We start from the raw sequence: 23,606 nt of genomic DNA on the forward strand, positions 1-23,606 counted from the left end.
CGGAAGGTGTCGCACGCGCACGACCCAACCGCGCAGCGTGCACCGGCGTTCGTCTGGCGAGGACGGCTCAGCCGCGGCAGGCCAGCGAGCACGCCACCCGCACCGCCACGCAGAACGAGATTGGAAAGATCCGCATGAGTCCAGGAGATGTGCTGGCAGTGGTCGCGCAAAGCGGCCCGGCGGTCACCTTCTTCGACGCCACGACCCACCGGCACCTCGGTGCGGTCGAGCTGCCCGCAGAACCGCACGAGTTGTGCTTCGACCCGGAGCACCGGGTGCTGTACTGCACGATCGCCTACCGCTCGGGCTACTACCACGCGAACAGTGGCCGGGCGTCCGAGCTCGTCGTCATGGACCCGGATAAGCGCACGATCGTCGACGTCATCGACATGTCGCCGGAGCACGGGCCGCACGGCCTGGCGCTGGACGGCGCCAACCGGAGGCTCTACGTCAGCGTCGAGGAAGGCCCTGCCGGGCCGGGCGGCGTGGTCGTGCTCGACACGCGCAACCGCACGCAGATCGGGCGCATCGACACCGCGGCACCCGGTCCGCACTGGTTCGCCATCACCCCGGACGGCTGCCGCGGATACACCAGCAACAAGGAAGCCCCGTTCGTCTCCGCGGTGGACCTGGAGGCCGGCCGGCTGCTGCACCGCGTGCCCGTGCCGGGAAGCGAGGGGATCGCGGTCTCCCCGGATGGGACCCTGGTCTGCGTCGCAACCCCGTACGCAGCGTTCGGCGGGCGCAGCAGCGCGCCGACCGGTGTCGTGGTGATCGACGCGGAGACCGGCGAGGTGGTTCGCACCGTCCCGACCGAGAACCAGGTGATGCCGGTGCACATGACCAGCACCGGTCTGCTGCTCGCCGGTGAGCTGCGGATGCCCGGTGGCGGATCAGGCCCGGGCGAGCAGGAACCGGGTAGGTTGTTGATCTTCGCGCCGGACACCTTCGAACCGCTGGGCGCGGTCGAGGTGGGCGAACTCCCGCTCACCATCACGTCCTCGCCCGACGGCGCCCGCGCCTACGTCTCCGCGGTGATGTCGTCCACGGTGACCGTGATCGACCTGGATACCCGCGAGGTCCTGGCCGTGCTGCCCGTCGACCGCCGCGGCGAACCGGGCGCGCACGGTCTCGCCTATGTGCCCGGGCGCGGGTGCTTGGGCTCGTAGAGTCCGATCTCCGCGCCGCTGGGCAGCCGGAACGCGGTGAGCAGTCCCCAGCCCTCGTTGCTGACCGTGCGGGTGATCTCGACTCCCTGGTCCTGCAGCTCGCCGATGGTCGCGGAGAGGTCGTCGCACATCAGGTAGAGCTCGCAGGTGGGGGCCGCGTCGGTGGGGTGGGTGGCCAGTTCGGCGGGCGGCAGCCCGAGGATCAGCCACCCACCTCCGGCGTCGACGGACTCGAACCCGAGCACGTCCCGGAAGAACATCCGGTCTCGCTCGGCGTCCCGGCTGAACAACAACAGGTGCGCACCGTTGATCATCGCCCCGACCTCCTCGGCCAAACCGTGCCACGACCAGCACAAGACCGCTGGCCAAGCGACGGAGGTGGGGCCAGGCGCGAAATCGCCCACGGCCCCACCGGAACCCCCGAACCCCAGGCGACCACACGTCGAGGGCACCGGGGAGTGCCCGGCGCGCCGGGGCAGAAGCGGTAGCGCAGCATCTGGCCCATGCGGCGGATGGCGGTGATCTGCCCGGATGCGTGGATGGCAGCTCACATCGGCATGGGATAGCGGTCGAGCTCCGGGGCATAGGTGAACGACCACTCGGTCACCAGCCGCAGGCCGGGAACGCTGGTCTCCAGCGCCCGCGGGTCGTCGATCCCCCAGTGCGGCCTGGCGCCGGTGTGCACCACGGCGGGGTTGAACCGGTTGGACAACCGGACGCCGAAGGCGCTGAAGGCATCGAAGATCAGCTCACCGCTCGGGAAGTGCTGGGTGATCCGGCGCAGCAGTTCCAGACCGTCCTGTTCGGACAGGTACATCACGAGACCTTCGGCCACCACCAGCACCAGCTGGTCGCCGGGGATCCCGTCGACGCTGATCATCGCCGAGGGGCTCACCGTGTACCTGACCAAGACCGACGGGATCGCCATGCTGCGGCGGTTCGTCGTACCAGAGCACGTCCTCGGGCAGCGCGAGCCGGAAGGCCCGGCTGTCCAGGCCTCAGACCAGGTGCAGCACCACGGCGTCGGGATATCCGGCGAGGTAGTCGGTGGCCCAGTCGTCGAGCTCCTTGGCGCGCAGGATGATCGTCATCCGGTTGCCGGAGCCGGGTCTGAGGCTTGAGAAGTCGAAGTCGATGCGGTCCAGAAGCCGATCCGCGGTCTCGTCGCTCGGGCCGAACTCGGAAGCCGGCCGACGGCTGGCCGAAACCCGCGAATTCTTTGAATTCCTCCGCGAAGAAGTCCCGACCCTCATGCAGAAGTGGCACCAGCAGCGCCGGTCGTCGTGACCGGGTGCCGGTGCCACCTGGTCACGCTGGGGAGATGCCCCGGGCCTGCATCCAGGGCAGCGGGTTGATCTTCTTGCCGCTGGGGTTCCACACCTCGAAGTGCAGGTGCGGGCCGGTGGAGAAACCGCGGTTGCCCATGGTGGCGATCTGGTCGCCCGCCTCGACCTTCTCGCCCTCGTTCACCGTGATGGTGTTGACGTGGCCGTAGACAGTGATCGTCCCGTCCTCGTGCTGCACCCGCACCCAGAGGCCGAAGCCGCTCGCCGGGCCCGCGTCGATGATGGTTCCGTCCGCGACGGAGTAGATCGGCGTGCCCTTGGAGTTGGCGATGTCGATGCCGTAGTGCGTGGTGCCCCAGCGGCCGCCGAAACCGGAGGTGAAGGTGCCGCTGGCGGGGATGGCGAACTTGGGGGCCCGGGCCGCTTCTTCAGCGGCGATGCGGGCCGCCTCGCGTTCCTGGGTGATCCGCTCGCTCTTGTTGAGCTTCTCGACCTCGTCGCTGGTGTCAGTGACGTTGGCGATCGGGAGCACGGCCGGAGCGGGGGCGTTGCCGCCAACACCGGTGTGCGGGGAGTCCTCCGCCATCGCCGTGTTGAAGGAGGCCGAGGCGTCCGAGGAGTTGAAGTCGTCGTGCCCGTCTGGGGAGGCGTGCCCTTCGCCTGCGGCGAGAGATTGCCCGGCAGCTGCGAAAGCGCCGGCGGCAACGGCGGCGACGACCACGCGGCCACGCCAGACGGATGCGGTTGATGGGCCCCGGTTGCGGCCCGGATTACTGGAGGGGTCGTCGGGGGACGCCTCCGGGTGATCCGTGACCTGCGTTTCGCCGCCGGGGGAGCGGTGCTGAGCCAATGCCTGCCCTTCCGTCTCGGGGAGTCCGATCACGCATCCCGGGTCGGGGTTTCCGGGTGCCGGTCGGGGAACCGGCCAAAGGTTGTCCTTCGTGATCAGACCGTGACAACGGACCGGGGGACAGTAACCAAGCTGATCCCCTAGGGGCAAATCCCGCTCCGTGACGTGTCGGGCACCGTCCGTGTTCGATTCGACTGGGCCGGACGTGGCTGCCGGGCCTTTCCGGATACTGGTAGCGACCGTCGCGCAGCGGAGCTGCCAGCAGGTTCGTGATCAGCGGCCGGCTGCACGATCGGGGCACGACTTGTTCCTAGGTGGCTCGATTCAGTCACCCGGCCGTGATGATTCGTGACATAAGTCACGCCTCAAGAGCGGCTTGATGAGGACTGGCAATGCTCCGTTCGGGCGGTCGCCTCGGGGATGTCCCGGAGGAGACGAGTCGGTGCCGGTGTGCGGCCCCGGGGTTGCTAGCGTCGGCGCGGTGACTGCGCAGCCTGACCTTCCGTCCGGTGGTTCTGCGGCTTCGGCCGCGAATCCGCAGCTCGTGACCCCGCAACTGCGCGCCGCGATAGCGGTGTCCGTCGTCGGCGCAGTGCTCGTCGGCCTAGGCCCCCTGATCGGCCTCGTCGTACCCAGAGCATCCGCCGCCTTCCTGGCGTGGCCGCTGCTGCTGGTCCTCGCACTGCTCCCCGCCGGTCTCGCCGCTGCCTCCATCCGCTTCGGGCGGCCGGCCATCGCGGCGGCGGTGTTGGTCGGGCCAGCTGTTCTGGCGCCTGGACGGCTGGTCCTCGACGCACAGTTCGTCGCCGACCCGGGACTGGCTGCCCGTCCTGAGCTGCTCAAGTTGGACACCCTCGAGGTCTTCTCCCCGTCGATCGGTGTCTGGTTGTTGCTGGCCGGGCACTTCGCGGCGATCGTGGCCGGGGTTCTGGCCGTGCGCGGCGTCGGGCCCAGCGACGAACGGTCCGGGGCTCACCGCCAAGGCCTGCTCGCGCTGGTCCTGTGCGTCAGCGTGCTCGCGGCGGTCGGCGTCCTGATGGCGCCGTTCGCCTCCGACGACCCCTATCTGCTGCCGAAGCCCGCGCTCGACGCACCGCTGATCGTGCTGGTCGGCAGCGTGCTGCTAGCCATCGGCGTGCCCAGCGCGGCCGGTTACCTGGCCGGATCCGTCGACCAGGACTTCGCGCGTGGCGGGCTGCTCGGCCTGGCCGCAGCCCTGGCAGGCGTGGTCGTCCCGCCGTTGATCGCCGCCGGGACGCTGGTGGAAATCAGCTTCTCGTGGGGTCCCGTGTTCGGGTTGATCGCCGTGTTCGCGCTGGTGGCGCTGGCTTTGCCCGCCGGGCGCACCCGAACCGGGGAAGTGGACGAAGACCTGCACCTGCCCGCGCTGAACAGGCTGCTCGCCTCGTCAGCGGCGCTGGCGCTGATCGCTGGTGCGCTGACCGTGCTGGCCGCGATCGCGCCGCAGGTGGAGATGCCCTACGGCCTGCGCGACCCCTCGTCGTACCCGGCGCGGATGCTGTGGCCTGCCGGAATCGTGCTGATCCTGGTCGGCATCGGCCTGCTGCTGCCGCGCCTCGCGCTTCGGGTGCGCCCGTTGTTGCCCGTGGTCTGGGTTCTGGTTCCGCTGGCAGCGACGAGTGTGCTGGATGCTGTGTTCACCGCAGTGCAGGCCGCCGCTGCGGAGGCCCGGATCGGCGCGTGGGCAGCGGGAGTGGCGGTGCTGTTCGCCGCCGCAGCCGCGATCATCGCCGCCGTTGCGGGCGCGGTGGAACGCGACGAAGTGGACCTGACCGAGATCGCGATGCGCCGCCCGGTGCTGATCCCGGCCCTGATCTCGCTGGTGCTGGGCGCTGCCGCGTTCAGCCTGCCCGTGGTGACCGCGCCCGACTACACAGCGCCCGGCGTGTTCGCCGAGTTCGGCACGGCCTCGTGGGGACTGCTGATCGCTCTCGCCGCAGTCGTGGCAGCAACGGTCCTCGCGCCGATGTGCCGTCCGTCACGAGCTGCCGCGCTGCTCTGCGGAGCCGCGGTGGTCGTCGGTGTTCGAGTGCTCGAGTACCCGCTGACCGCGGAACGCCTGCCGGACTCGGCGCCGGGCACCGGCCTGTGGTTCGGAATCGCCGCGGTACTGGTGCTGCTCGCCTCCGCCGTGGCGGCCAGCCGAACCAAGGCGGCCTGACGACGCCTTGTCCAACTCGAATGCCTGATCGAGAATCTGAGCCGTACCGGTCTCGGTCGAGCTGTTCCGTTCGTCACCACGAACGGCCACATCCGACCCGTCGAACAGGCGAATCCCCGCTTGAGACGGTGCGACCAGGCGTGATGGCGCGCCTCGGGTGAGGCAGTTCACCGGACTCGGCGCCCCATGCTTCGTCGCAGGTCGATATCGTCACCCAGTCCGACACCGACGTCGCAGGAGAGTCGAGTGGACCTGTACGAGTACCAGGCGAAGGAGCTCTTCGCCTCCCACGGAGTGCCGACGCTGCCCGGCGCCGTGGTGACTGAACCCCAAGGGGCCAAGGCAGCCGCTGCAGAACTGGGCGGGCCCGTCGTAATCAAGGCTCAGGTGAAGACCGGGGGTCGCGGTAAGGCCGGTGGCGTGAAGCTGGCCGAGACGCCGGACGAGGCCGAGACCAAGGCCGAGGGCATCCTCGGGCTGGACATCAAGGGCCATGTCACCCGCAAGGTGCTGGTCACCACCGCCTCCGACATCGCCGACGAGTACTACTTCTCGTTCCTCCTCGACCGCGCCAACCGCAACTTCCTCGCGATGGCTTCCGTCGAGGGCGGCATGGAGATCGAAGAGGTCGCCGCCACCAAGCCGGAGGCGCTGGCGAAGATCGCGATCGACCCGATCCAGGGCGTGGACAAGGCGAAGGCGGAGGAGATCGTCGCCGCCGCCAAGTTCCCGGCCGAGGTCGCTGACCAGGTCGCGGACGTCATCGTTCAGCTGTGGGACACCTTCGTCGCCGAGGACGCCACCCTCGTCGAGGTCAACCCGCTGGTCAAGGACCCGCAGGGCAAGATCATCGCGCTCGACGGCAAGGTGACCCTGGACGAGAACGCTGCGTTCCGCCAGGAGAAGCAGGCCGAGCTGGTCGACAAGGACGCCGAGAACCCGCTCGAGGCCAAGGCCAAGGCCAAGGGCCTCAACTACGTCAAGCTGGACGGCGAGGTCGGCATCATCGGCAACGGTGCCGGCCTGGTCATGTCCACGCTGGACGTCGTCGCCTACGCCGGGGAGAACCACAACGGCGTCAAGCCGGCGAACTTCCTGGACATCGGCGGCGGTGCGTCCGCTGAGGTCATGGCGGCCGGTCTGGACGTCATCCTCGGCGACCCGGCGGTGAAGTCGGTGTTCGTCAACGTCTTCGGCGGCATCACCGCCTGCGACGCTGTCGCCAACGGCATCGTGCAGGCGCTGCAGATCCTGGGCGACGAGGCCACCAAGCCGCTGGTCGTCCGTCTCGACGGCAACAACGTCGAAGAGGGGCGCCGCATCCTGGCCGAAGCCAACCACCCGGTCGTCACCGTGGTGGACACCATGGACGGTGCGGCCGACAAGGCCGCCGAGCTGGCTGCGGGGGCATGAGGCGTGGCTATCTTCCTCAATGAGAACAGCAAGGTCATCGTTCAGGGCATCACCGGCTCTGAGGGGACCAAGCACACCGCGCGGATGCTGCGCTCCGGCACCAACATCGTCGGCGGCGTCAACGCCCGCAAGGCCGGGCAAACCGTCGAGATCGAGGGCAAGCAGCTCACCGTCTTCGGCTCCGTAAAGGAGGCCATGGAGGAGACCGGCGCCGACGTGTCGGTCGTCTTCGTGCCGCCGAAGTTCGCCAAGGACGCGGTGATCGAGGCCATCGACGCCGAGATCGGCCTGGCCGTGGTCATCACCGAGGGCATCCCGGTGCACGACTCGGCCTACTTCTGGGCGCACGCGAACGCCACCGGCAACAAGACCCGGATCATCGGGCCGAACTGCCCCGGCATCATCTCGCCCGGCAAGTCCAACGCCGGCATCATCCCGGCCGACATCACCAATGCCGGCAAGATCGGCCTGGTGTCCAAGTCGGGCACGCTGACCTACCAGATGATGCACGAGCTGCGGGACATCGGTTTCTCCAGCTGCGTCGGCATCGGTGGTGACCCGATCATCGGCACCACCCACATTGACGCGCTCCAGGCGTTCCAGGACGACCCGGAGACCGAGGCCATCGTCATGATCGGTGAGATCGGTGGCGACGCCGAGGAGCGTGCGGCCGACTACATCAAGGCCAACATCACCAAGCCGGTGGTGGGCTACGTGGCTGGCTTCACCGCGCCGGAGGGCAAGACCATGGGCCACGCGGGCGCCATCGTCTCCGGTTCGTCCGGCACCGCCGCGGCGAAGAAGGAGGCCCTGGAGGCCGCTGGCGTCAAGGTCGGCAAGACGCCGAGCGAGACCGCCAAGCTGATGCGCGAGATCATCAAGGGCTGAGCCCGATCTCGATCAGCTCCGTCGGGGCCGGACACCTGCGGGTGTCCGGCCCCGACGGCTTGTAGTAAGTGTTTCGGTGGCTCGTTTCACGGCGGTGCGAGCTGAGTCCCGCACCGCGTGCGGCTTCGCCGCACATCAAGAGCTCGTTGAGCCCGAACCGGAGATCTTCGAGCGCGAACCGCGAACTTCTGAGCCCAAACCGCTGGTCACCTGGCCCTGGGGTGCGCGCGACCCCCGATGCGCACCGTGTTTGAACACAGGTGCAAGCGTTTCCGGCACACTGGGTTCGGTCGACGGACACCGTCGGCCCGACCCGTCCTCGTCCCCCGAATGTCTATTGAGGAGTGTCACCACAGCATGTCCGCCCCGTATCCCCCGTCGCGGAAGTCCAGCTGGGCCGGGCCCGCACTCGGCTTGAAGGAGATCCTGGCGCTGGTGGCGGCCGGGGCCGGTCTGGTCGGTTACCTGATCGGCTTCTTCAGCGAGATCGCCGGTGTGCTCGTCGGAAGCCTGGCCGGGTTCTCCATCATCACCTCCGCAGCGCTGGCCGGCCTGCGCTTCGTGCCGAAGACGCCGAACCTGCTGGTCGCCGCTGCGCCGCTGTCCGCCTACGCCACCCTCGCACTGCTGCAGGACCTCGTCGGCGGTAGCTCCGGTGGCATCGTCGTGCTGCTCCTGCTGCTGGCCATCGCGCAGCTCGCCGGTGTGGTCGGCAACCTGCTGATCGACGGCGGGATCATCAACGCACCGCAGAGCTTCGACTCACCCAGCAAGCCCTCGTCCGGTCAGGGCGGTCAGGGCGGTCAGCCCGGCCCGTTCCAGCCCGGTCAGCAGGGCGGTCCCGGCAAGCCCGGCGGCCCAGGCGGGTGGAACCCCTCGGCGCCGCCCGCGAAGCCCGGGCAGTTCGCCCCGGCGAGCGGTGGCTGGAGCCCGACCACTGGTGGTCAGCCGCAGCAACCGGGCGGGTGGAACCCGTCCTCGGGCGGCTCCCCGGCCCCGAACCCGTCCGGCCCTGCCGGTCAGCCCGGCTTCGCCGGCCAGGGCGGCGGTATCGCTGGCCAGGGCGGTCCCGCTGGGCAGAGTGGTCCCGCCGGTCAGAGTGGTCCCGCCGGTCAGAGTGGTCCCGCTGGGCAGAGTGGTCCCGCCGGTCAGAGTGGTCCCGCCGGTCAGAGTGGTCCCGCCGGTCAGAGTGGTCCCGCTGGGCAGGACGGTCCTCCGAGCCAGGGGTCTGCCAGCCAGAGCGGCCAGTCCGGTCAGGGTGGCCAGTCCGGCGGTCCGCAGGGCACCCAGCAGATGCCCCACCCGGGGCTCAACCGGCAGGAATTCTGATAGCTGAAGATCGATTGCGCACGGGCGGCCTGCGGGCCGCCCGTGTTTTCTCTTCGGTGAAGCAGGGCGGTTCGGCAAGGCCGCACGGGCGTCCTAAATGGACGTTCGGCGTCGCCCGATGGGTGGAGGTGGCGGCGTGTTGTGACCCGTTCGGCGGAATTGTGATGCGACATTCGGCTACGTGTCCGTGCTCGAGTCGATTCCCCACGCCATCGCCGACGGCCCCCGCGAGCGCAGGCTCGGCCTCCGCTGGTGGCTGCTCATCGGCGCGACCTGCACCGTCCTGGTCCTCGGCTACCTGCTGTCGGCCGGACTGATCGCCCTGGTGACGGCCACCGCCACCAACGCCGGGTTCAACCCGGTCGTGGTGCTGCTGGCGGCGCTGCCCGGGTGGCTGGCCCTGCACCAGTCCGCGCTGACGATCATGGGCGCACCGCTGAGCGTGCTCCCGCTGCTCCCGACCGCGGCCGTGATGCTGCTGATCGCGGCCGCCTCTGCCTGGGTGGCTCGGCGTTCCAGACTGCGGCGACCAGACCAGGCCTGGCCGGTCATCGCGACGATGGGGCTGGTGCACGCCTTCGTCGGTGCGGCCATCGCCCTCGTGCTGGCCGGGCCGTTCCGCGCGGTCCCGGTCGATGCCTTCCTGAGCTGCGGTTTGACCGCCACCGCCGCATCGGCCGCAGGTGTGGCGAACCGCTGCGGACTGATCTACCTGGTCTGGGAACGGGTCGAGGCTGAGGTGTGGTCGGGCCTGCGCATCGGTCTGCTCGCGCTCACCGCGGTGGTCGCCGGCGGTGGCGTGGTGCTGCTGGTCGGGATCTGCGCGTCGGCGCCGGACATGGTCGCCTCGATGGCGCGATCCGGTGCTGCGGGTGATGCGATCGGAACCTCCCTCCTGTCGCTCCTGTACTTGCCGAACGGAGTACTGGCGGGCTGGGCCTTCGCCGCCGGCACCGGCCTGTCGCTGGGCGGGCTGACGGTGCAACCCCTGCACGCCACGCCCGGACCGGTGCCCGACCTGCCCCTGCTCGCGGTCTTGCCGTCGCAGGAGGGGCCGGGCTGGTCGGCCGCGGCGCTGGTGCTGCCGCTCGCCGTCGGCGCGCTCGTCGGTTTCGCGTGCCGCCGAGTCCCCGGCGGCGTGTCCCGTCGGTTGCTGGCGGTCGCCGTGGCCGTCTGCGTCGCGGCGCTGGGCACGCTGGTCCTCGCCCAGGTCGCTGGCGGCGACCTCGGTGGTGGCCAGTTCAGCCCGGTGTCGTTGCGGCCGCTCGAGCTGGCTGCGATGACGATGTGCTGGATCGCCATCCCGGCAGCCGCCGTGACCTGGCTCGCCGGCCCAGTCGCCGTCGAAGAGCCCGTGCCCACCGGCGGAGACGCTGCTGAGACCGATGGCGCAGCCGATGATGCAGGCGCCGCTGCGGCCGCTGATGTGTCGGAAACTGACTCCCTTCCGGTGGATGTGGACGATGCGAGCGAGGACTCCGCGGCGGAAGCGGAAGCCCCGACCGATGCGGGCGGCGAACAGCCGTCCACTTCGGACGCGGAAGCCGAGTCCGAGGCGGAAGCGCTCGATCCCGAGGACTTCGACCCGGAGATCCCGCACGCGCGCGAACCGCTCTCCTCGACCAGGACCGCGCGCTCCGAGATAGACCCCAGCGAGTTCGACGGTGACGTCGACGAGGGCTGGAACATCGACGAGGCTCGACGCGCGGCCTGGACCAGGGACGGCAGCCAGAACCGAGCCGACTAGCTCCCGACCGTTCCGGCGCGGGAGATCTGCCCGTTTCGAGCGGGTTGCGCCCCGGACGGCACCGCCTCGGCGCTGTTCGCGGTGAGGGTTGCGCCACTCCTGGGGCCCTGGCCGCGTCAGACCCTCCAGCAGCGCTTACGCTGCTGGCAGAGATCGCGCCCAGGTACGTCAGGAGCGAACGCTGAATCCGAGTACGACCGACCAGTCGAACACCGCTGCGTCGCCCGCCCGGTTCACCACCGCCGATCCGGCACGCGTGGTCGTGCTGGTGTCCGGCTCCGGAACTTTGCTGCAGGCCCTGCTCGACGCGACCAGCTCGCCCGACTACCCCGTGCAGGTGGTCGCGGTCGGCGCGGATCGCGACGGCATCGAAGGGCTCGCGCGGGCCGAGCGCGTCGGGGTGCCGACCTTCGTCCGCCGGGTCAAGGACCACCCGAGCCGCGACGACTGGGACCGCGCACTGGCCGACGCCTGCGCAGAGCACGAACCCGACCTGGTGGTCTCCGCCGGGTTCATGAAGCTGGTCGGCGCGGACTTCTTGACGCGCTTCGACGGCCGGTACCTCAACAGCCACCCGGCGTTGCTGCCCTCGTTTCCCGGCATGCACGGCGCGCGCGACGCGCTGGAGTACGGAGTGCGCGTCACCGGCTGCACGCTGTTCGTGGTCGACGCCGGTGTGGACACCGGGCCGATCCTCGCGCAGGAAGCGGTCGAGGTGCGGTCCGACGACGACGAGGCGAGCTTGCACGAGCGGATCAAGGCAGTCGAGCGGCGATTGCTGGTCGACACCCTGGAACAGCTGGCGTTGCACGGTTGGACCGTGCAGGGACGGAAGGTGAGTATCCCGTGACCGCGAACTCGCAGGAGCGGCGTGCAGTTCGCCGCGCGCTGATCGGCGTGTCGGACAAGTCGGGCCTGCTGGAGCTGGCCACCGGGCTGCACGCCGCCGGCGTGGAGATCGTGTCCACCGGTGGCACCGCCCGCACCCTCGCGGCCGCGGGCGTGCCGGTGACCCCGGTCGAGGAGCTCACCGGGTTCCCGGAGGCGCTCGACGGCCGGGTCAAGACCCTGCACCCGCGGGTGCACGCCGGGCTGCTGGCCGACCTGCGCCGCCCGAAGCACGCCGACCAGCTGCGCGAGCTGGACATTGCCCCGTTCGACCTGCTGGTGGTGAACCTCTACCCGTTCGTGCAGACGGTGGCCTCGGGCGCCGCGCAGGACGAGGTGATCGAGCAGATCGACATCGGCGGCCCGGCGATGGTGCGCGCCTCCGCCAAGAACCACGCGAACGTCGCGGTCGTGGTCGACCCCAGCCGCTACGAGTGGGTGCTGGAGCAGGTCCGGGAGGGCGGCTTCACGCAGACCGACCGGGTCGAGCTGGCCGCCGCCGCGTTCCGGCACACCGCCTCCTACGACGTCGCGGTGGCGTCCTGGATGAGCAAGGTGCCGACCGGGGACGACTCGGTGTTCCCCGGCTGGATCGGCGAGACCTGGGAGCGCCGCTCCGCGCTGCGCTACGGGGAGAACCCGCACCAGCCCGCCGCGCTGTACGTCTCCGGCGGTGAGGCCACCGGTCTCGCGGCCGCGGCCCAGCTGCACGGCAAGGAGATGTCGTACAACAACTACGTCGACTCCGATGCGGCCTGGCGCGCGGCGCACGACCACGACGAGCCGTGCGTAGCGATCATCAAGCACGCCAACCCGTGCGGCATCGCGGTGGCCGACGACATCGCCGCGGCGCACCGCAAGGCGCACGAATGCGACCCGGTCAGCGCGTACGGCGGCGTCATCGCGACGAACCGCGAGGTGTCGCTGGCGATGGCAGAGCAGGTCGCCGAGATCTTCACCGAAGTCGTCGTGGCACCCGGCTACGCCGACGGAGCGGTGGACGTGCTGAGCAAGAAGAAGAACATCCGGATCCTGACCGCGCAGCCGCCCAAGAGCGGCCGGATCGAGATGCGGGCGATCTCCGGCGGCATGCTGGTGCAGGGCTCTGACGCCATCGACGCCGAGGGCGACGACCCGGCCAACTGGACGCTGGCCGCCGGCTCCCCGGTGGACGAGGCGACCCTGGCGGACCTGAAGTTCGCTTGGCGCGCCTGCCGCGCGGTGAAGTCCAACGCGATCCTGCTGGCCGACGGCGGGGCCACGGTCGGTGTGGGCATGGGGCAGGTGAACCGGGTCGACTCGGCGCGCCTGGCGGTCTCCCGTGCGGGTGACCGGGCGAAGGGCTCGGTGGCCGCGTCCGACGCGTTCTTCCCGTTCGCCGACGGTCCGCAGGTCCTGCTGGACGCCGGGGTGCGAGCCATCGTGCAGCCGGGCGGTTCGGTCCGGGACGCGGACACCATCGCGGCGGCGGAGGCGGCCGGTGTGCCGCTCTACTTCACCGGGACGCGCCACTTCGCGCACTGACCCAGGAGTACCTCGAGCGGTGCGGACGACCACGGTCGTCCGCACCGTTTGCTTTTCCGGACTGTTGAGCGCGGCGGTGTGCTGGTGAGCCTGGTTCGGTCGGGACGTGCGCATGGGAACCTCCTGGGTGGGCGTGCGGAATCCGTTCGCCGCGCGGCTGGCTCAGCAGGCCGGTGTTGGGGCATGAGGCCCGGCCCGGTGAGCTCGGTGCGGCTGTTCCCGGGCCGCTGCTGGGGTGGTCCGGGCGGCCGTCCGGACGGGCCCGGAAACGCGGTCGTTGATCGAGTTGTAGCGGCTTTTTCCCGTTCGCTCAGCTGAATTTCGGGCGATCGAACAAATGTTCACCCAATCTGGCTACGGGCCTTGACGCGGAGCTCCGGCCGGGGTTTACTTGTCTTATTCGAACTGAGGTTCGAGTTCGGATCGGCCGATGTCGGGGTCGACTGATCCGTTGGAACCGGCGCTGCGTTCGGGTGCAGGCGCAGTGCTGGCTCCACCGCTGTCTTCCCCGCAGCGGCTTGGTGGGTGCCCGCGCCGGGGTCGGGCATCCACGTGCACGATGTGGGGAGGCAGCGATGTCCGCGATGGCGTCTTCGACGCCGCCGGGCGCGTCCGCGGTTTACGGGGTGTCCGTGGGTGTGCCGGTGGTCGAAACGGGTGGTGTTCCTGGTGCGGGCCGGGTGCTGCCCACGCGGACGGAGCTCGCTGCCGTGCTGCCATGGCCAGGTTTGCGCCGTGGCAGCACGGTGGCGGTGCACGGATCTGTTTCTCTTCTCTTCACGCTGCTCGCCGAAGCGACTGCCAACGGCTCTTGGGCCGCGGTGGTGGGGCTGGCCGGCATCAGCCTGGTCGCTGCGGCTGAAGCAGGTGTGGAACTCTCCAGGCTCGCGGTGGTTCCGCGGCCGGGCGGCGACCCGGCGGGTGTGGTCGCTGCGTTGCTCGACGGGGTGGACCTGGTCGCTGTCGGTGGTACTCGGCGGATCGCGGATTCGGATGCTCGGCGACTGTCGGCGAGAGCGCGAAACCGCGGTTCGGTGCTGCTGCCGTTCGGCCCGTGGACAGGTGCCGATGTACAACTGCGTTGCGCTGATGCCAGTTGGCGAGGACTCGGTCAGGGCCATGGCTACCTGCGAGAACGTGCTGTCACGGTGCGCGCGGGCGGACGTGGTGCGGCGTCCCGGCCGCGTTCGAGTCGACTCCTCCTGCCGGCGCGCAACGGAGCTGTCGGAGTTCCGGTGGACGAGCCCGTGGAGATCACGCGGCCGCGGCTGCGTCCGGTGGTGGGGTGCTCGTGATGTCCCCTCGTCGACTCGTCGTGTGGTGCCCGGATTGGCCGGTGGTCGCCGCCGCTCGCGCGGCCGAACTCGGTTCGTTGGTGCCCACCGCGGTGTTCGCGGCCAACCGGGTGGTGGCCTGCTCCGCGACGGCCCGCGATGGCGGAGTGCGCCGCGGCATGCGTCGTCGCGAGGCGCAGAGTCGTTGCCCGGATCTCGCTGTCTGCGAACACGATCCGGATCGGGATGCGCGGTTGTTCGAGCCGGTCGTGGCCGCGGTCGAGGACATGATGCCGGGCGTGGAGATCGTGCGCCCCGGCCTGGTGGCGGTTCCGGCGCGGGGTCCTGCGCGCTACTTCGGATCCGAGGCGGGCGCCGCTGAGCGGGTGATCGACAAGATCGCCGCGCAGGTCGGGGTCGAGTGCCAGGTGGGCATCGCGGACGGGCTGTTCGCGGCGGTCCTGGCCGCTCGGCGCGGCCAGCTGGTCGGGCCCAGGTTGAGCCCGGAGTTCCTCGCGCCGCTGGCCGTCGACGAGATCGACCAGCTCGCCGACCGGCTCACCGGTCGGCAGGTCGCGGAGCGGGCGGAGCTGGTGGATCTGTTGCGGCGCTTGGGAATTCGCACGTTGGGCGAGTTCGCCGCGCTGGATCCGTCGGATGTAGCGACGAGGTTCGGCAGGTCCGCGCTGGTGATGCACCGCGCAGCCGGTGGTCGGGAGGAGCGGCCGGTGCTGCGGCGGCAAGCCCCACCTGACCTGGTGGTGTCCGAGGAGCTCGATCCGCCGGTGGATCGGGTGGACCGGGCGGCTTTCGCGGCCAAGGTGCTGGCGGATCGGTTGCACGTCAGGCTCGGCGATCTCGGTTTGGCGTGCACGCGACTGGGGATTTCGGCGCGGACCGAGCACGGCGAGGAGCTGGAACGGGTGTGGCGGTGCGCGGAGCCGTTGACCCCGGCGGCCACCGCGGATCGGGTGCGCTGGCAGCTCGACGGTTGGCTGAACGGCCGCAGCGGATCGCAGCGTCCGACGGCCGGGGTGAGCGTGCTGAGCCTCCGGCCGGAGGAGGTCGTCGGAGCGGATGGGCTGCAGCTCGACCTGCTCAGCGCCGCGACCGGCGAGGCGGATGCCCGCGCTGGCCGCGCGTTCGCCCGGGTGCAGGGCATGCTCGGGCCGGAGGCGGTGCTGACCGGGGTGCTCGACGGCGGCCGTGATCTGCGCGATCAGGTGCGGTTCGTGCCGTGGGGCGACGAGCGCCGTCCCGTGCTGGTGTCGGACCACCCGTGGCCGGGGCGGATCCCGTCTCCGTCTCCCTCGGTGGTGCCGGATTCTCCTTGGCCCGCAGTCGTTCTCGACGTCGAGGGGCAGCCGGTGGGGATCACCGACCGGGATCGGTTGACCGCCGCGCCGAGCCGCGTCGAGGTGGCGGGTGGCCGGTCCCGCGCGGTGTCCGGCTGGGCCGGGCCGTGGCCGGTGGCCGAGCGCTGGTGGGCGGAGCTGCTGGCCGATGGGGCCGGGCAGCCGGCCCCGGCGACGCAGATGCCGCCGCGGTCGCTGGTGCGGGTCCAGGTGGTGCTCGAAGCCGACTCCGGCACGGTTGAGCCGGGAGCGCCGGGCGCCGATCTAGAGGCGGGTGAGGTGGCCTTGCTGCTGGTGCACGAGCAGGGCCGTTGGTGGGTTCAGGGCGCCTATCGATAGTGGCGAACGCTCGTTCGAGTGGTTAGTCGGTATTTCGGTGGCATCGCCGAATCGAACAGGAGTTCACTGGTTGTCATGAGTTGGTTCAACCCGCCCCAGACCTGGTCGGAACTGGAGACCGCGCTTTCCGGCCGGCCCTCTTCCGCCGATGGGCGGGGTCCGCGCGACGAGCGGAACCCCGGCGACGGGAACGACAGTCCGGCGTGGACTCGGCGACGTGCCGGGTACCGGGCCGACGTCGTTCCCGCGGTGTCGTCGGTCCCGTACGCGGAGCTGCACGCGCATTCCAACTTCAGCTTCCTGGACGGGGCGAGCCATCCGGAGGAGCTGGTGGCGGAAGCGGCGCGGCTGGGGTTGGAGGCGATCGCGCTCACCGATCACGACGGGCTGTACGGGGTGGTGCGCTTCGCCGAGGCCGCCGCCGAGCACGGGGTGCGCACGGTGTTCGGCGCGGAGCTGAGCCTGGGGCTCTCCGAATCCCAGAACGGGGTGGCCGATCCGGAGGGCCAGCACTTGCTGGTGCTGGCTCGGGATCTCGACGGTTACGCGAGCTTGTGCCGGGCGATCAGCACGGCGCAGTTGGCCGGGGAGGAGAAGGGACGTCCGGTCTACGAGTTGGAGGAGCTCGCCGACGCGGCCGAAGGGCATTGGCAGGTGCTCACCGGCTGCCGGAAGGGAGCGGTGCCGGCCGCGCTCGCGGCGGGCGGGTTCGACGCGGCTGCGGCGGAGCTGGACATGTTGGTCGCGTTGTTCGGCCGGGACCACGTCGTGGTGGAGCTGACCGACCACGGCCTTCCCACGGATTCAGAGCGCAACGATGCGCTGGCCGAGCTCGCTGACCGCGCCAGCGTGTCCACAGTGGCCAGCACCGGGGCGCACTTGGCCCGGCCGGAGCGGGCCAAGTTGGCCGGTGTGGTCGCTGCGATCCGGGCTCGTCGCAGCCTGGACGAGATGGACGGCTGGCTGCCCGCTTGGGCGGGCAACTACCTGCGTTCCGGGGCCGAGATGGCCGAGTTGTTCGCGCGGTACCCGGGGGCCGTGCAGCGAGCTGCCGAACTCGGCAAGGAGTGCGCCTTCGACCTGCGGTTGGTGGCTCCGCAGCTGCCGCCGTTCGATGTGCCTGATGGGCGAACCGAGGTGAGTTGGCTGCGCGAGCAGACTTACCAGGGCGCGCTGCAGCGGTACGGCCTGCCGCAGCAGAATCCCGCAGCCTACCAGCAGATCGAGCACGAGCTGGCGGTGATCGAGGAGCTGGAGTTCCCCGGCTACTTCCTGATCGTGCAGGACATCGTGGAGTTCTGCCGCAGCCGGGGAATTCTGTGCCAGGGCAGGGGATCGGCGGCGAACTCGGCGGTGTGCTTCGCGCTGCGGATCACCAACGCGGACCCGGTGCGCTACCAGCTGCTCTTCGAGCGGTTCCTGGCGCCGGAGCGGGACGGGCCGCCGGACATCGACCTGGACATCGAGTCGGACCGCCGCGAAGAGGTGATCCAGTACGTCTACCGCAAGTACGGCCGGATGCACGCCGCCCAGGTGGCGAACGTGATCAGCTACCGGCCGCGGTCAGCGGTGCGCGACGTCGCCCGCGCGCTCGGCTATTCGCCCGGACAGCAGGACGCCTGGAGCAAGGAGATCGAGCACTGGGGCCCGTTGCCGGAGGATTCCGAGATCCCAGCGCCGGTGCGGGGGCTGGCCGGTGAGCTGATGGGGTTTCCCCGGCACCTGGGCATCCACTCCGGCGGGATGGTGATCTGCCACCAGCCGGTCGGCGAGGTCTGCCCGGTGGAGTGGGCGCGGATGCCTGGCCGCACGGTCCTGCAGTGGGACAAGGACGACTGCGCGGAGGTCGGTCTGGTCAAGTTCGACCTGCTGGGGCTGGGCATGCTCTCGGCGCTGCGCTACGCCACCGAGATGGTCCGCGAGCACCACGGTCGCGAGGTCGATCTCGGCGAACTGGACCTGGCCGACGATGCGGTCTACGAGATGCTGCGCCGGGCCGATGCGGTCGGGGTGTTCCAGGTGGAGAGCCGGGCCCAGCTGGCCACGCTGCCGAGGTTGAAGCCGCGGAAGTTCTACGACCTGGTGGTCGAGGTGGCGTTGATCCGGCCGGGGCCGATCCAGGGCGGTTCGGTGCACCCCTACATCCGGCGCCGCAACGGCGAGGAGGAGTGGGACTTCGAGCACCCGTTGATGAAAGGCGCGCTGTCGAAGACCTACGGGGTCCCGTTGTTCCAGGAGCAGCTGATGCAACTGGCGGTGGACGTGGCGGGGTTCTCCCCGGCGGAGGCCGACCAGCTGCGCCGGGCGATGGGGGCCAAGCGGTCCGAAGAGCGGATGGCCCGGCTCAAGGGGAGGTTGTTCGAGGGGATGGCGGCCAACGGCATCTCCGGTGAACTGGCCGAGCAGATTTATCGACGGATGCTGGCCTTCTCCAACTACGGCTTCCCGGAGAGCCACGCGTTGAGCTTCGCGCTGCTGGTGTTCGCCAGCGCGTGGTTCAAGCACTACTACCCGGCGGCTTTCTGCGCGGCGCTGCTCAAGGCGCAGCCGATGGGCTTCTACTCGCCGCAGTCGCTGGTTGCAGACGCCCGGCGGCACGGTGTGCGGGTGCGTGGCCCGGACGTCAACGCAAGCCGGGTGGAAGCCGATCTGGAACCCGATGCCGCCAGTGAGGGGCGGCAGGCGGTGCGGCTCGGGCTGGCTTCGGTGCGCGGAATCGGCGACGGTGCCGAGAAGTTGGCCGCCGAACGTGCGGAGCGCGGTCCGTACACCGGCATGGCAGATGTGGCTCGACGCGTGGGGTTGACCGCAACGCAGATGGAGGCGTTGGCAACGGCCGGCGCGTTCGGCTGCTTCGGGCTGTCCCGGCGCGAGGCGCTGTGGAACGCCGCTGCCGCAGCCGGGGACCGGCCGGACCAGTTGCCAGGAACCACGGCTTCGGCGGCGGCTCCGGCATTACCGGGCATGGACGGCGTCGACGTGGCTGCGGCGGATGTTTGGGCCACTGGGGTTTCTCCGGACAGCTTCCCGCTGCAGTTCGTTCGCTCCAGGTTGGACTCGATGGGCGCGCTTCCGGCCGATCGTCTGTCCGAAGTGGAGCACGGGACCAGGGTGCTGGTCGGTGGTGCGGTGACGCACCGGCAGCGACCAGCCACCGCGGGCGGGATCACGTTCCTGAACCTGGAGGACGAGACGGGCATGGTCAACGTCATGTGCTCGCCGGGTTTGTGGGCGCGGTACCGCAAAGTCGGGCGCTCCAGCGCGGCATTGCTGGTGCGCGGAATCGTCGAGCGAGCGGAGGGGGTGATCAATCTCAGAGCTGACCGGCTGCAGAAGTTGGAGGTCCGCATCCCCTCGACCTCGCGCGACTTCCACTAGCGGCCAACACAACTCGGCGTCGACCGGCCCGACCGGCAGCGGACGAACACCACTCCCTCCCAGGGTGTTGCATCCGGCCATTGCGCGGGCGATCGAACGACGCCGGGGTCCGGACGCGGCGAACCCACCGTCGCCGCGTCCGGACCCACCGCTAAGAATCTGTTTTTGAACTCGTTTTGCGTGGCGGTGCGGGTAGCGGAACCTCAGACGTTCCCTGGACTGCGGGTGCCCTGACTTATGTATGCCAATTACACGGCGTCAGGGCCGTCCTCGCCAGGAAACGTCTGAGAACCCGCGGCGGTGCCAGTTGCGAGGGTGGGCTATGCGGCTTCGGCGCATCAAAGGCAAAGGATCAAAACAGGCACTCAGGTGCGCTCACCCGAGTTTCGGGAGATCGCATTGGTGAATCGATTGGCCAGTTTGTGCAGGTGTTCAGCGAGTTCTGGAGGTGATTCGACTTCGAAGTCGGCATCGAGCATGCCCACCACGAGCGCGACGAGGTCGTACGAGTCCGAGGCGAGTTCCAGCCGGCACGTGCTTTCGTCCACCGGGGTCACGATGCCGTCGATTCGGCTGTTGATGTTCGCTGCGGGCGCGTGCACGAGCAGGTGCGAGCGCAGCGGCCACATCTCGAATCCCATGGTTCTGCGCAGGTATGCCGCGACATCGCCGTCCGGTGGTTCGCGGTGTGCGAAGCGCGGTCCGTTGGGGGTTCGCAGGGTCATCCGGTCGACCCGGAAGGTGCGCCAGGCGGTTCGTTCGACGTCCCAGCCGACCAGGTACCACTTCCGGCCCCAGCAGACGAGGCGGTGCGGTTCGACGTTGCGCCGGGACGCGGTGCCGTTGTGGTCGAGGTAGTCGAACCGCAGTGTTTCAGCGGCCCGGACGGCGGCCGAGACCGCAGTGAGCACCGCTGCCCGCACTCCCGGCTCGTTGCCGGGGGACATGGTCACGACTGCGTTCCTCAGCGTGGTGACCCGGTGCCGCAGCCTGGACGGCAGGACCTGTTCGAGCTTGGTCAGGGCCCGCAGCGAGGCTTCTTCGGCCCCGGTGACGTGGCCGGCCGCTGCCGTGTGCAGGCCGACCGCGACTGCGACCGCTTCATCGTCATCGAGCAGGAGCGGCGGCAACGCCGCACCGGGACCGAGCCGGTACCCGCCGTTCGGGCCGATCGTGGTGTGCACCGGGTAGCCCAGCTCGCGCAGGCGATCGACGTCGCGCCGCACGGTCCGGGTGGTGACCTCGAGGCGTTCGGCGAGCTCCGTGCCGGACCAGTCGCGGCCCATCTGCAGCAGCGACAGCAGTCGGAGCAGACGGGCGAGTGTTGCCAACATTCGCCCACCTTGCCAGTGGAGTAGGACCGGAGCTGTCCTGCTCGGGCGCGAGCCTGCGCGCATGAACGCACCAGAACCGTTTCGGATCGATGTTCCGCAGGAAGCCCTGGATGACTTGCGGGGGCGGCTGGCCCGCACCCGCTGGCCGGGGGAGATCCCCGGCGTCGGCTGGTCGTACGGCGTGCACCAGGACTACCTGGCCGACCTGGTCGAGTACTGGCGCACGGATTACGACTGGCGCGGGCACGAGGCCCGGCTCAACTCGTTCCCGCAGTTCACGATGGTCATCGACGATCAGCGGGTGCACTTCCTGCACGTCCGTTCCCCGGAGCCGGACGCGACGCCGCTGATCATCACGCACGGGTGGCCGAGCACGGTCCACGACTTCGTGGACGTCCTCGGGCCGTTGACCGATCCGAGGGCGCACGGTGGTGATCCGGCGGACGCCTTCCACGTGGTCGCGCCATCGCTGCCGGGGTTCGCCTTCTCCGGGCCGACCACGCGAACGGGCTGGGGTGTGCACCGGATCGCGCATGCCTGGATCGAGCTGATGCGGCGGCTGGGGTACGACCGGTTCGGGGCGCAGGGTGGTGACTTCGGCAGCATCGTGTCGCCGGAGCTCGGCCGGATCGCGCCGGAGAACGTCCTCGGCGTGCACGTGAACGCGCTGGCGGACGCCTCGATGACGAGTGATCCCGGCGATCTGGAGGGGCTGTCGGCGGCAGAGCGCGAGCAGGCCGTGCAGAACCAGGCCCTCTGGTACCAACACTCCGGATATGCGGTGCAGATGTCCACCCGGCCGCAGACGTTGGCCTACGCGCTCAACGATTCTCCGGCCGGTCAGCTGGCGTGGAACCTGGAGTGGTTCGTGGACTGGGATCCCACGCGCACCGAGCAGACTCCGATCGACCGGGATGCGATCCTCACCAACGTCACGATCTTCTGGCTGACCGGAACAGCGGGATCAGCGGCGCGCCTCTACCTGGAGTCCGCCGACGCGTGGGGTCGGCGCCCCGAACGCACAACGGTCCCGACCGGAGTGGCGAACTTCGCCGGAGACGGTGCGATCCGAGGCCTGGCGGAGCTCTCCCACGAGATCACCCGCTGGAGCTGCTTCCCCGCGGGCGGGCACTTCGCCTCGCTCCAAGCTCCGGATCGGCTGGTGGACGACATCCGAGCCTTCTTCAGAACCCTGCGCTAGCACTGTGTTCCGCGGCCTTCGGCGCCCGCACGGCCGAGCGACGGCCCCGGCTTCGCCTCAGCCAGGGCCGTCGTGCAGTCGCTGCATTCGGTCGTCCGCACGAGGCTGATACCGCCAAGTCAGCGCGGTGCGTGCGGGACGTCAGGCGATGCCGCAGCGGCGGATCGCCAGCAGGGCGTAGGTGCGGGTGGCCTGCTCCAGCTCCTCGACCGCGACGTGCTCGTCGTGGGCGTGCGCGTAGCGGATGTCGCCGGGGCCGTACTGGAGCGTCGGGATGCCCGCGCCCGCATAGAGCCGCAGGTCCGTGCCGTACGGCGCACCCAGCGCCGTCGGGCGGGGAGCTCCGGCTGCGGCTGCGGCTGCGGCGTCCTGGGTTTGGCCGAGCAGCTCGTGGCCCTCGGGCAGCCGTCCGCTGGCGAAGATCCCGCCGGGCCAGCTGACCTGGACCGGGTGCTCGGCCAGCCAGGGATCGGCGGCGCAGGCTCGTGCGATGGCGTCGGTGAACTCGGCCTTCGCGGACTCGACCGACTCGCCGATCCGGACGCCGTAACGGCCTTCGGCGATCGCCAGGTCCGGCACCGTACTGGCCCAGTCGCCGACCCGCGCCATGCCGATGGACAGCGGGTACGGCACTTCCAGGTGCGCGACCAGCGGATCGGGGTCCGCGTTGCGGCGGGCTTCCAGTTCGCGCAGCGCCGGCAGCAGGCTGGCGAGCTTGTCGAGCGCGTTCACACCCCGGTAGCGGGTGGAACCGTGCGTGCTCTGACCGGCGATTTCGAGGCGGAACGTGAGCGACCCGCCGTTGGCGGCCACGATCGTGCCCGAGCTCGGCTCGGCCAGCACGCACGCCGCCCCGCGATGCCCGCGCCTCAGCGTGGCGAACGCGCCGAGCCCGCCGTCCTCCTCGCCGACGACGGCGTGCACCGCCACCGGCCGGGCGAGCTCGATCCCGGCCGTCCGCAAGGCCTGCAGCGCGCCGAAGACCGCGGCCAGCCCGCCCTTCATGTCGCAGGTGCCCCGGCCGGCGGCGATGCCGTCCTGGACGCGCAGCACGTACGGGTCGCGAGCGGGCCAGCGGTCGAGGTCGCCGGGCGGTACGACGTCGGTGTGCCCGCAGAAGATCAGCGCGGGCTCCGGGCCGTCGCCCCGCACACCGACGCAGCCGTAGGCGATGTCGCGCTCGGCTTCCTGGCCGGGGAAGCCGTCCTGCTCGGCGAGCTCGCGGACGTCGATGCGCCAGTGGTCCACCTGGTGCCCGAGCGCGCCCAGCCGGTCGGCGCACCACTGCTGGGCGTCGTGCTCGCCGCTGGTGCCGCCCACGCTGGGGATCGCGACGAGTTCGCGCAGGTCGTCCAGAACGCCGTTGAGGTCCACCGCGTCGAGCGCGCGACGTTCGAGGTCGGAGGGGGTTCGAGCGCTTTCCACGTTTCGAGTGTGTCGCATGCCTCC

The 23,606-nt window shown here is 70.2% G+C and carries 17 protein-coding genes; 12 read left to right on the forward strand and 5 right to left on the reverse strand.

Annotated features, from left to right (window positions below; translation table 11 throughout):
• The first annotated feature begins 134 nt into the window (after window positions 1-134).
• The gene (locus tag ACWCO2_RS05780; RefSeq protein ID WP_450126549.1) at window positions 135-1,169 is read left to right on the forward strand and encodes a YncE family protein; all 1,035 of its coding nucleotides are present in this window, start codon (window positions 135-137) and stop codon (window positions 1,167-1,169) included.
• Here ACWCO2_RS05780 and ACWCO2_RS05785 read toward each other — a convergent pair.
• The 3 genes from ACWCO2_RS05785 to ACWCO2_RS05795 all read right to left on the reverse strand — a co-directional run bounded on the left by ACWCO2_RS05785 (window position 1,136) and on the right by ACWCO2_RS05795 (window position 3,176).
• A complete protein-coding gene (locus ACWCO2_RS05785) occupies window positions 1,136-1,483 on the reverse strand; it encodes a VOC family protein (protein WP_450126550.1) in 348 nt (115 codons plus the stop codon). The genes ACWCO2_RS05780 and ACWCO2_RS05785 overlap by 34 nt on opposite strands.
• A gap of 233 nt (window positions 1,484-1,716) precedes the next feature.
• The gene (locus ACWCO2_RS05790; protein WP_450126551.1) at window positions 1,717-2,097 is read right to left on the reverse strand and encodes a hypothetical protein; all 381 of its coding nucleotides are present in this window, start codon (window positions 2,095-2,097) and stop codon (window positions 1,717-1,719) included.
• A 380-nt stretch (window positions 2,098-2,477) separates the two neighbouring features.
• A complete protein-coding gene (locus ACWCO2_RS05795) occupies window positions 2,478-3,176 on the reverse strand; it encodes a M23 family metallopeptidase (RefSeq protein ID WP_450126552.1) in 699 nt (232 codons plus the stop codon).
• 610 nt (window positions 3,177-3,786) lie between these two features.
• Between ACWCO2_RS05795 and ACWCO2_RS05800 the strand changes: the two genes are divergently transcribed.
• From ACWCO2_RS05800 to ACWCO2_RS05845, 10 genes are all read left to right on the forward strand, one after another.
• A complete protein-coding gene (locus ACWCO2_RS05800) occupies window positions 3,787-5,487 on the forward strand; it encodes a hypothetical protein (protein WP_450126676.1) in 1,701 nt (566 codons plus the stop codon).
• 246 nt (window positions 5,488-5,733) lie between these two features.
• On the forward strand, window positions 5,734-6,900 hold the full coding sequence (gene sucC, locus ACWCO2_RS05805; RefSeq protein ID WP_270954611.1) for an ADP-forming succinate--CoA ligase subunit beta: 1,167 nt from the start codon (window positions 5,734-5,736) through the stop codon (window positions 6,898-6,900).
• Window positions 6,901-6,903: 3 nt separating this feature from the next.
• Window positions 6,904-7,788: a succinate--CoA ligase subunit alpha gene (gene sucD / locus ACWCO2_RS05810; protein WP_450126553.1), complete on the forward strand. Its 885-nt coding sequence runs from the start codon at window positions 6,904-6,906 to the stop codon at window positions 7,786-7,788.
• A gap of 357 nt (window positions 7,789-8,145) precedes the next feature.
• Entirely contained in the window at window positions 8,146-9,117 is a 972-nt protein-coding gene (locus ACWCO2_RS05815; RefSeq protein WP_450126554.1) for a DUF5336 domain-containing protein, read from the forward strand.
• Between the two features lie 181 nt (window positions 9,118-9,298).
• On the forward strand, window positions 9,299-10,864 hold the full coding sequence (locus ACWCO2_RS05820; RefSeq protein ID WP_450126555.1) for a cell division protein PerM: 1,566 nt from the start codon (window positions 9,299-9,301) through the stop codon (window positions 10,862-10,864).
• A gap of 256 nt (window positions 10,865-11,120) precedes the next feature.
• Window positions 11,121-11,714 (forward strand): phosphoribosylglycinamide formyltransferase, encoded by a 594-nt coding sequence (purN, locus tag ACWCO2_RS05825; RefSeq protein WP_450126556.1) that lies wholly within the window; start codon window positions 11,121-11,123, stop codon window positions 11,712-11,714.
• Window positions 11,711-13,276: a bifunctional phosphoribosylaminoimidazolecarboxamide formyltransferase/IMP cyclohydrolase gene (gene purH / locus ACWCO2_RS05830; protein WP_450126557.1), complete on the forward strand. Its 1,566-nt coding sequence runs from the start codon at window positions 11,711-11,713 to the stop codon at window positions 13,274-13,276. The genes purN and purH overlap by 4 nt, the downstream gene beginning before the upstream one ends.
• Window positions 13,277-13,851: 575 nt before the next feature.
• Window positions 13,852-14,571 carry a hypothetical protein gene (locus tag ACWCO2_RS05835; RefSeq protein WP_450126558.1) on the forward strand — a complete coding sequence of 240 codons (720 nt, stop codon included), beginning with the start codon at window positions 13,852-13,854 and terminating at the stop codon, window positions 14,569-14,571.
• Window positions 14,571-16,244: a DNA polymerase Y family protein gene (locus ACWCO2_RS05840; protein ID WP_450126559.1), complete on the forward strand. Its 1,674-nt coding sequence runs from the start codon at window positions 14,571-14,573 to the stop codon at window positions 16,242-16,244. Before ACWCO2_RS05835 ends, ACWCO2_RS05840 begins: the two co-directional genes overlap by 1 nt.
• A 75-nt stretch (window positions 16,245-16,319) precedes the next feature.
• Window positions 16,320-19,622 (forward strand): error-prone DNA polymerase, encoded by a 3,303-nt coding sequence (locus ACWCO2_RS05845; protein WP_450126560.1) that lies wholly within the window; start codon window positions 16,320-16,322, stop codon window positions 19,620-19,622.
• A gap of 365 nt (window positions 19,623-19,987) precedes the next feature.
• Here the strand turns inward: ACWCO2_RS05845 and ACWCO2_RS05850 are convergent, their stop codons facing one another.
• Window positions 19,988-20,956: a helix-turn-helix transcriptional regulator gene (locus tag ACWCO2_RS05850; protein WP_450126561.1), complete on the reverse strand. Its 969-nt coding sequence runs from the start codon at window positions 20,954-20,956 to the stop codon at window positions 19,988-19,990.
• A gap of 61 nt (window positions 20,957-21,017) precedes the next feature.
• On the opposite strand from ACWCO2_RS05850, the gene ACWCO2_RS05855 reads away from it, so the two are divergent.
• On the forward strand, window positions 21,018-22,157 hold the full coding sequence (locus ACWCO2_RS05855; protein WP_450126562.1) for an epoxide hydrolase family protein: 1,140 nt from the start codon (window positions 21,018-21,020) through the stop codon (window positions 22,155-22,157).
• Between the two features lie 141 nt (window positions 22,158-22,298).
• On the opposite strand, the gene ACWCO2_RS05860 is transcribed toward ACWCO2_RS05855, so the two are convergent.
• Window positions 22,299-23,582 carry an ArgE/DapE family deacylase gene (locus ACWCO2_RS05860; RefSeq protein ID WP_450126563.1) on the reverse strand — a complete coding sequence of 428 codons (1,284 nt, stop codon included), beginning with the start codon at window positions 23,580-23,582 and terminating at the stop codon, window positions 22,299-22,301.
• Window positions 23,583-23,606: the final 24 nt, after the last annotated feature.

Source organism: Saccharopolyspora sp. NPDC002376 (genome assembly GCF_053593195.1).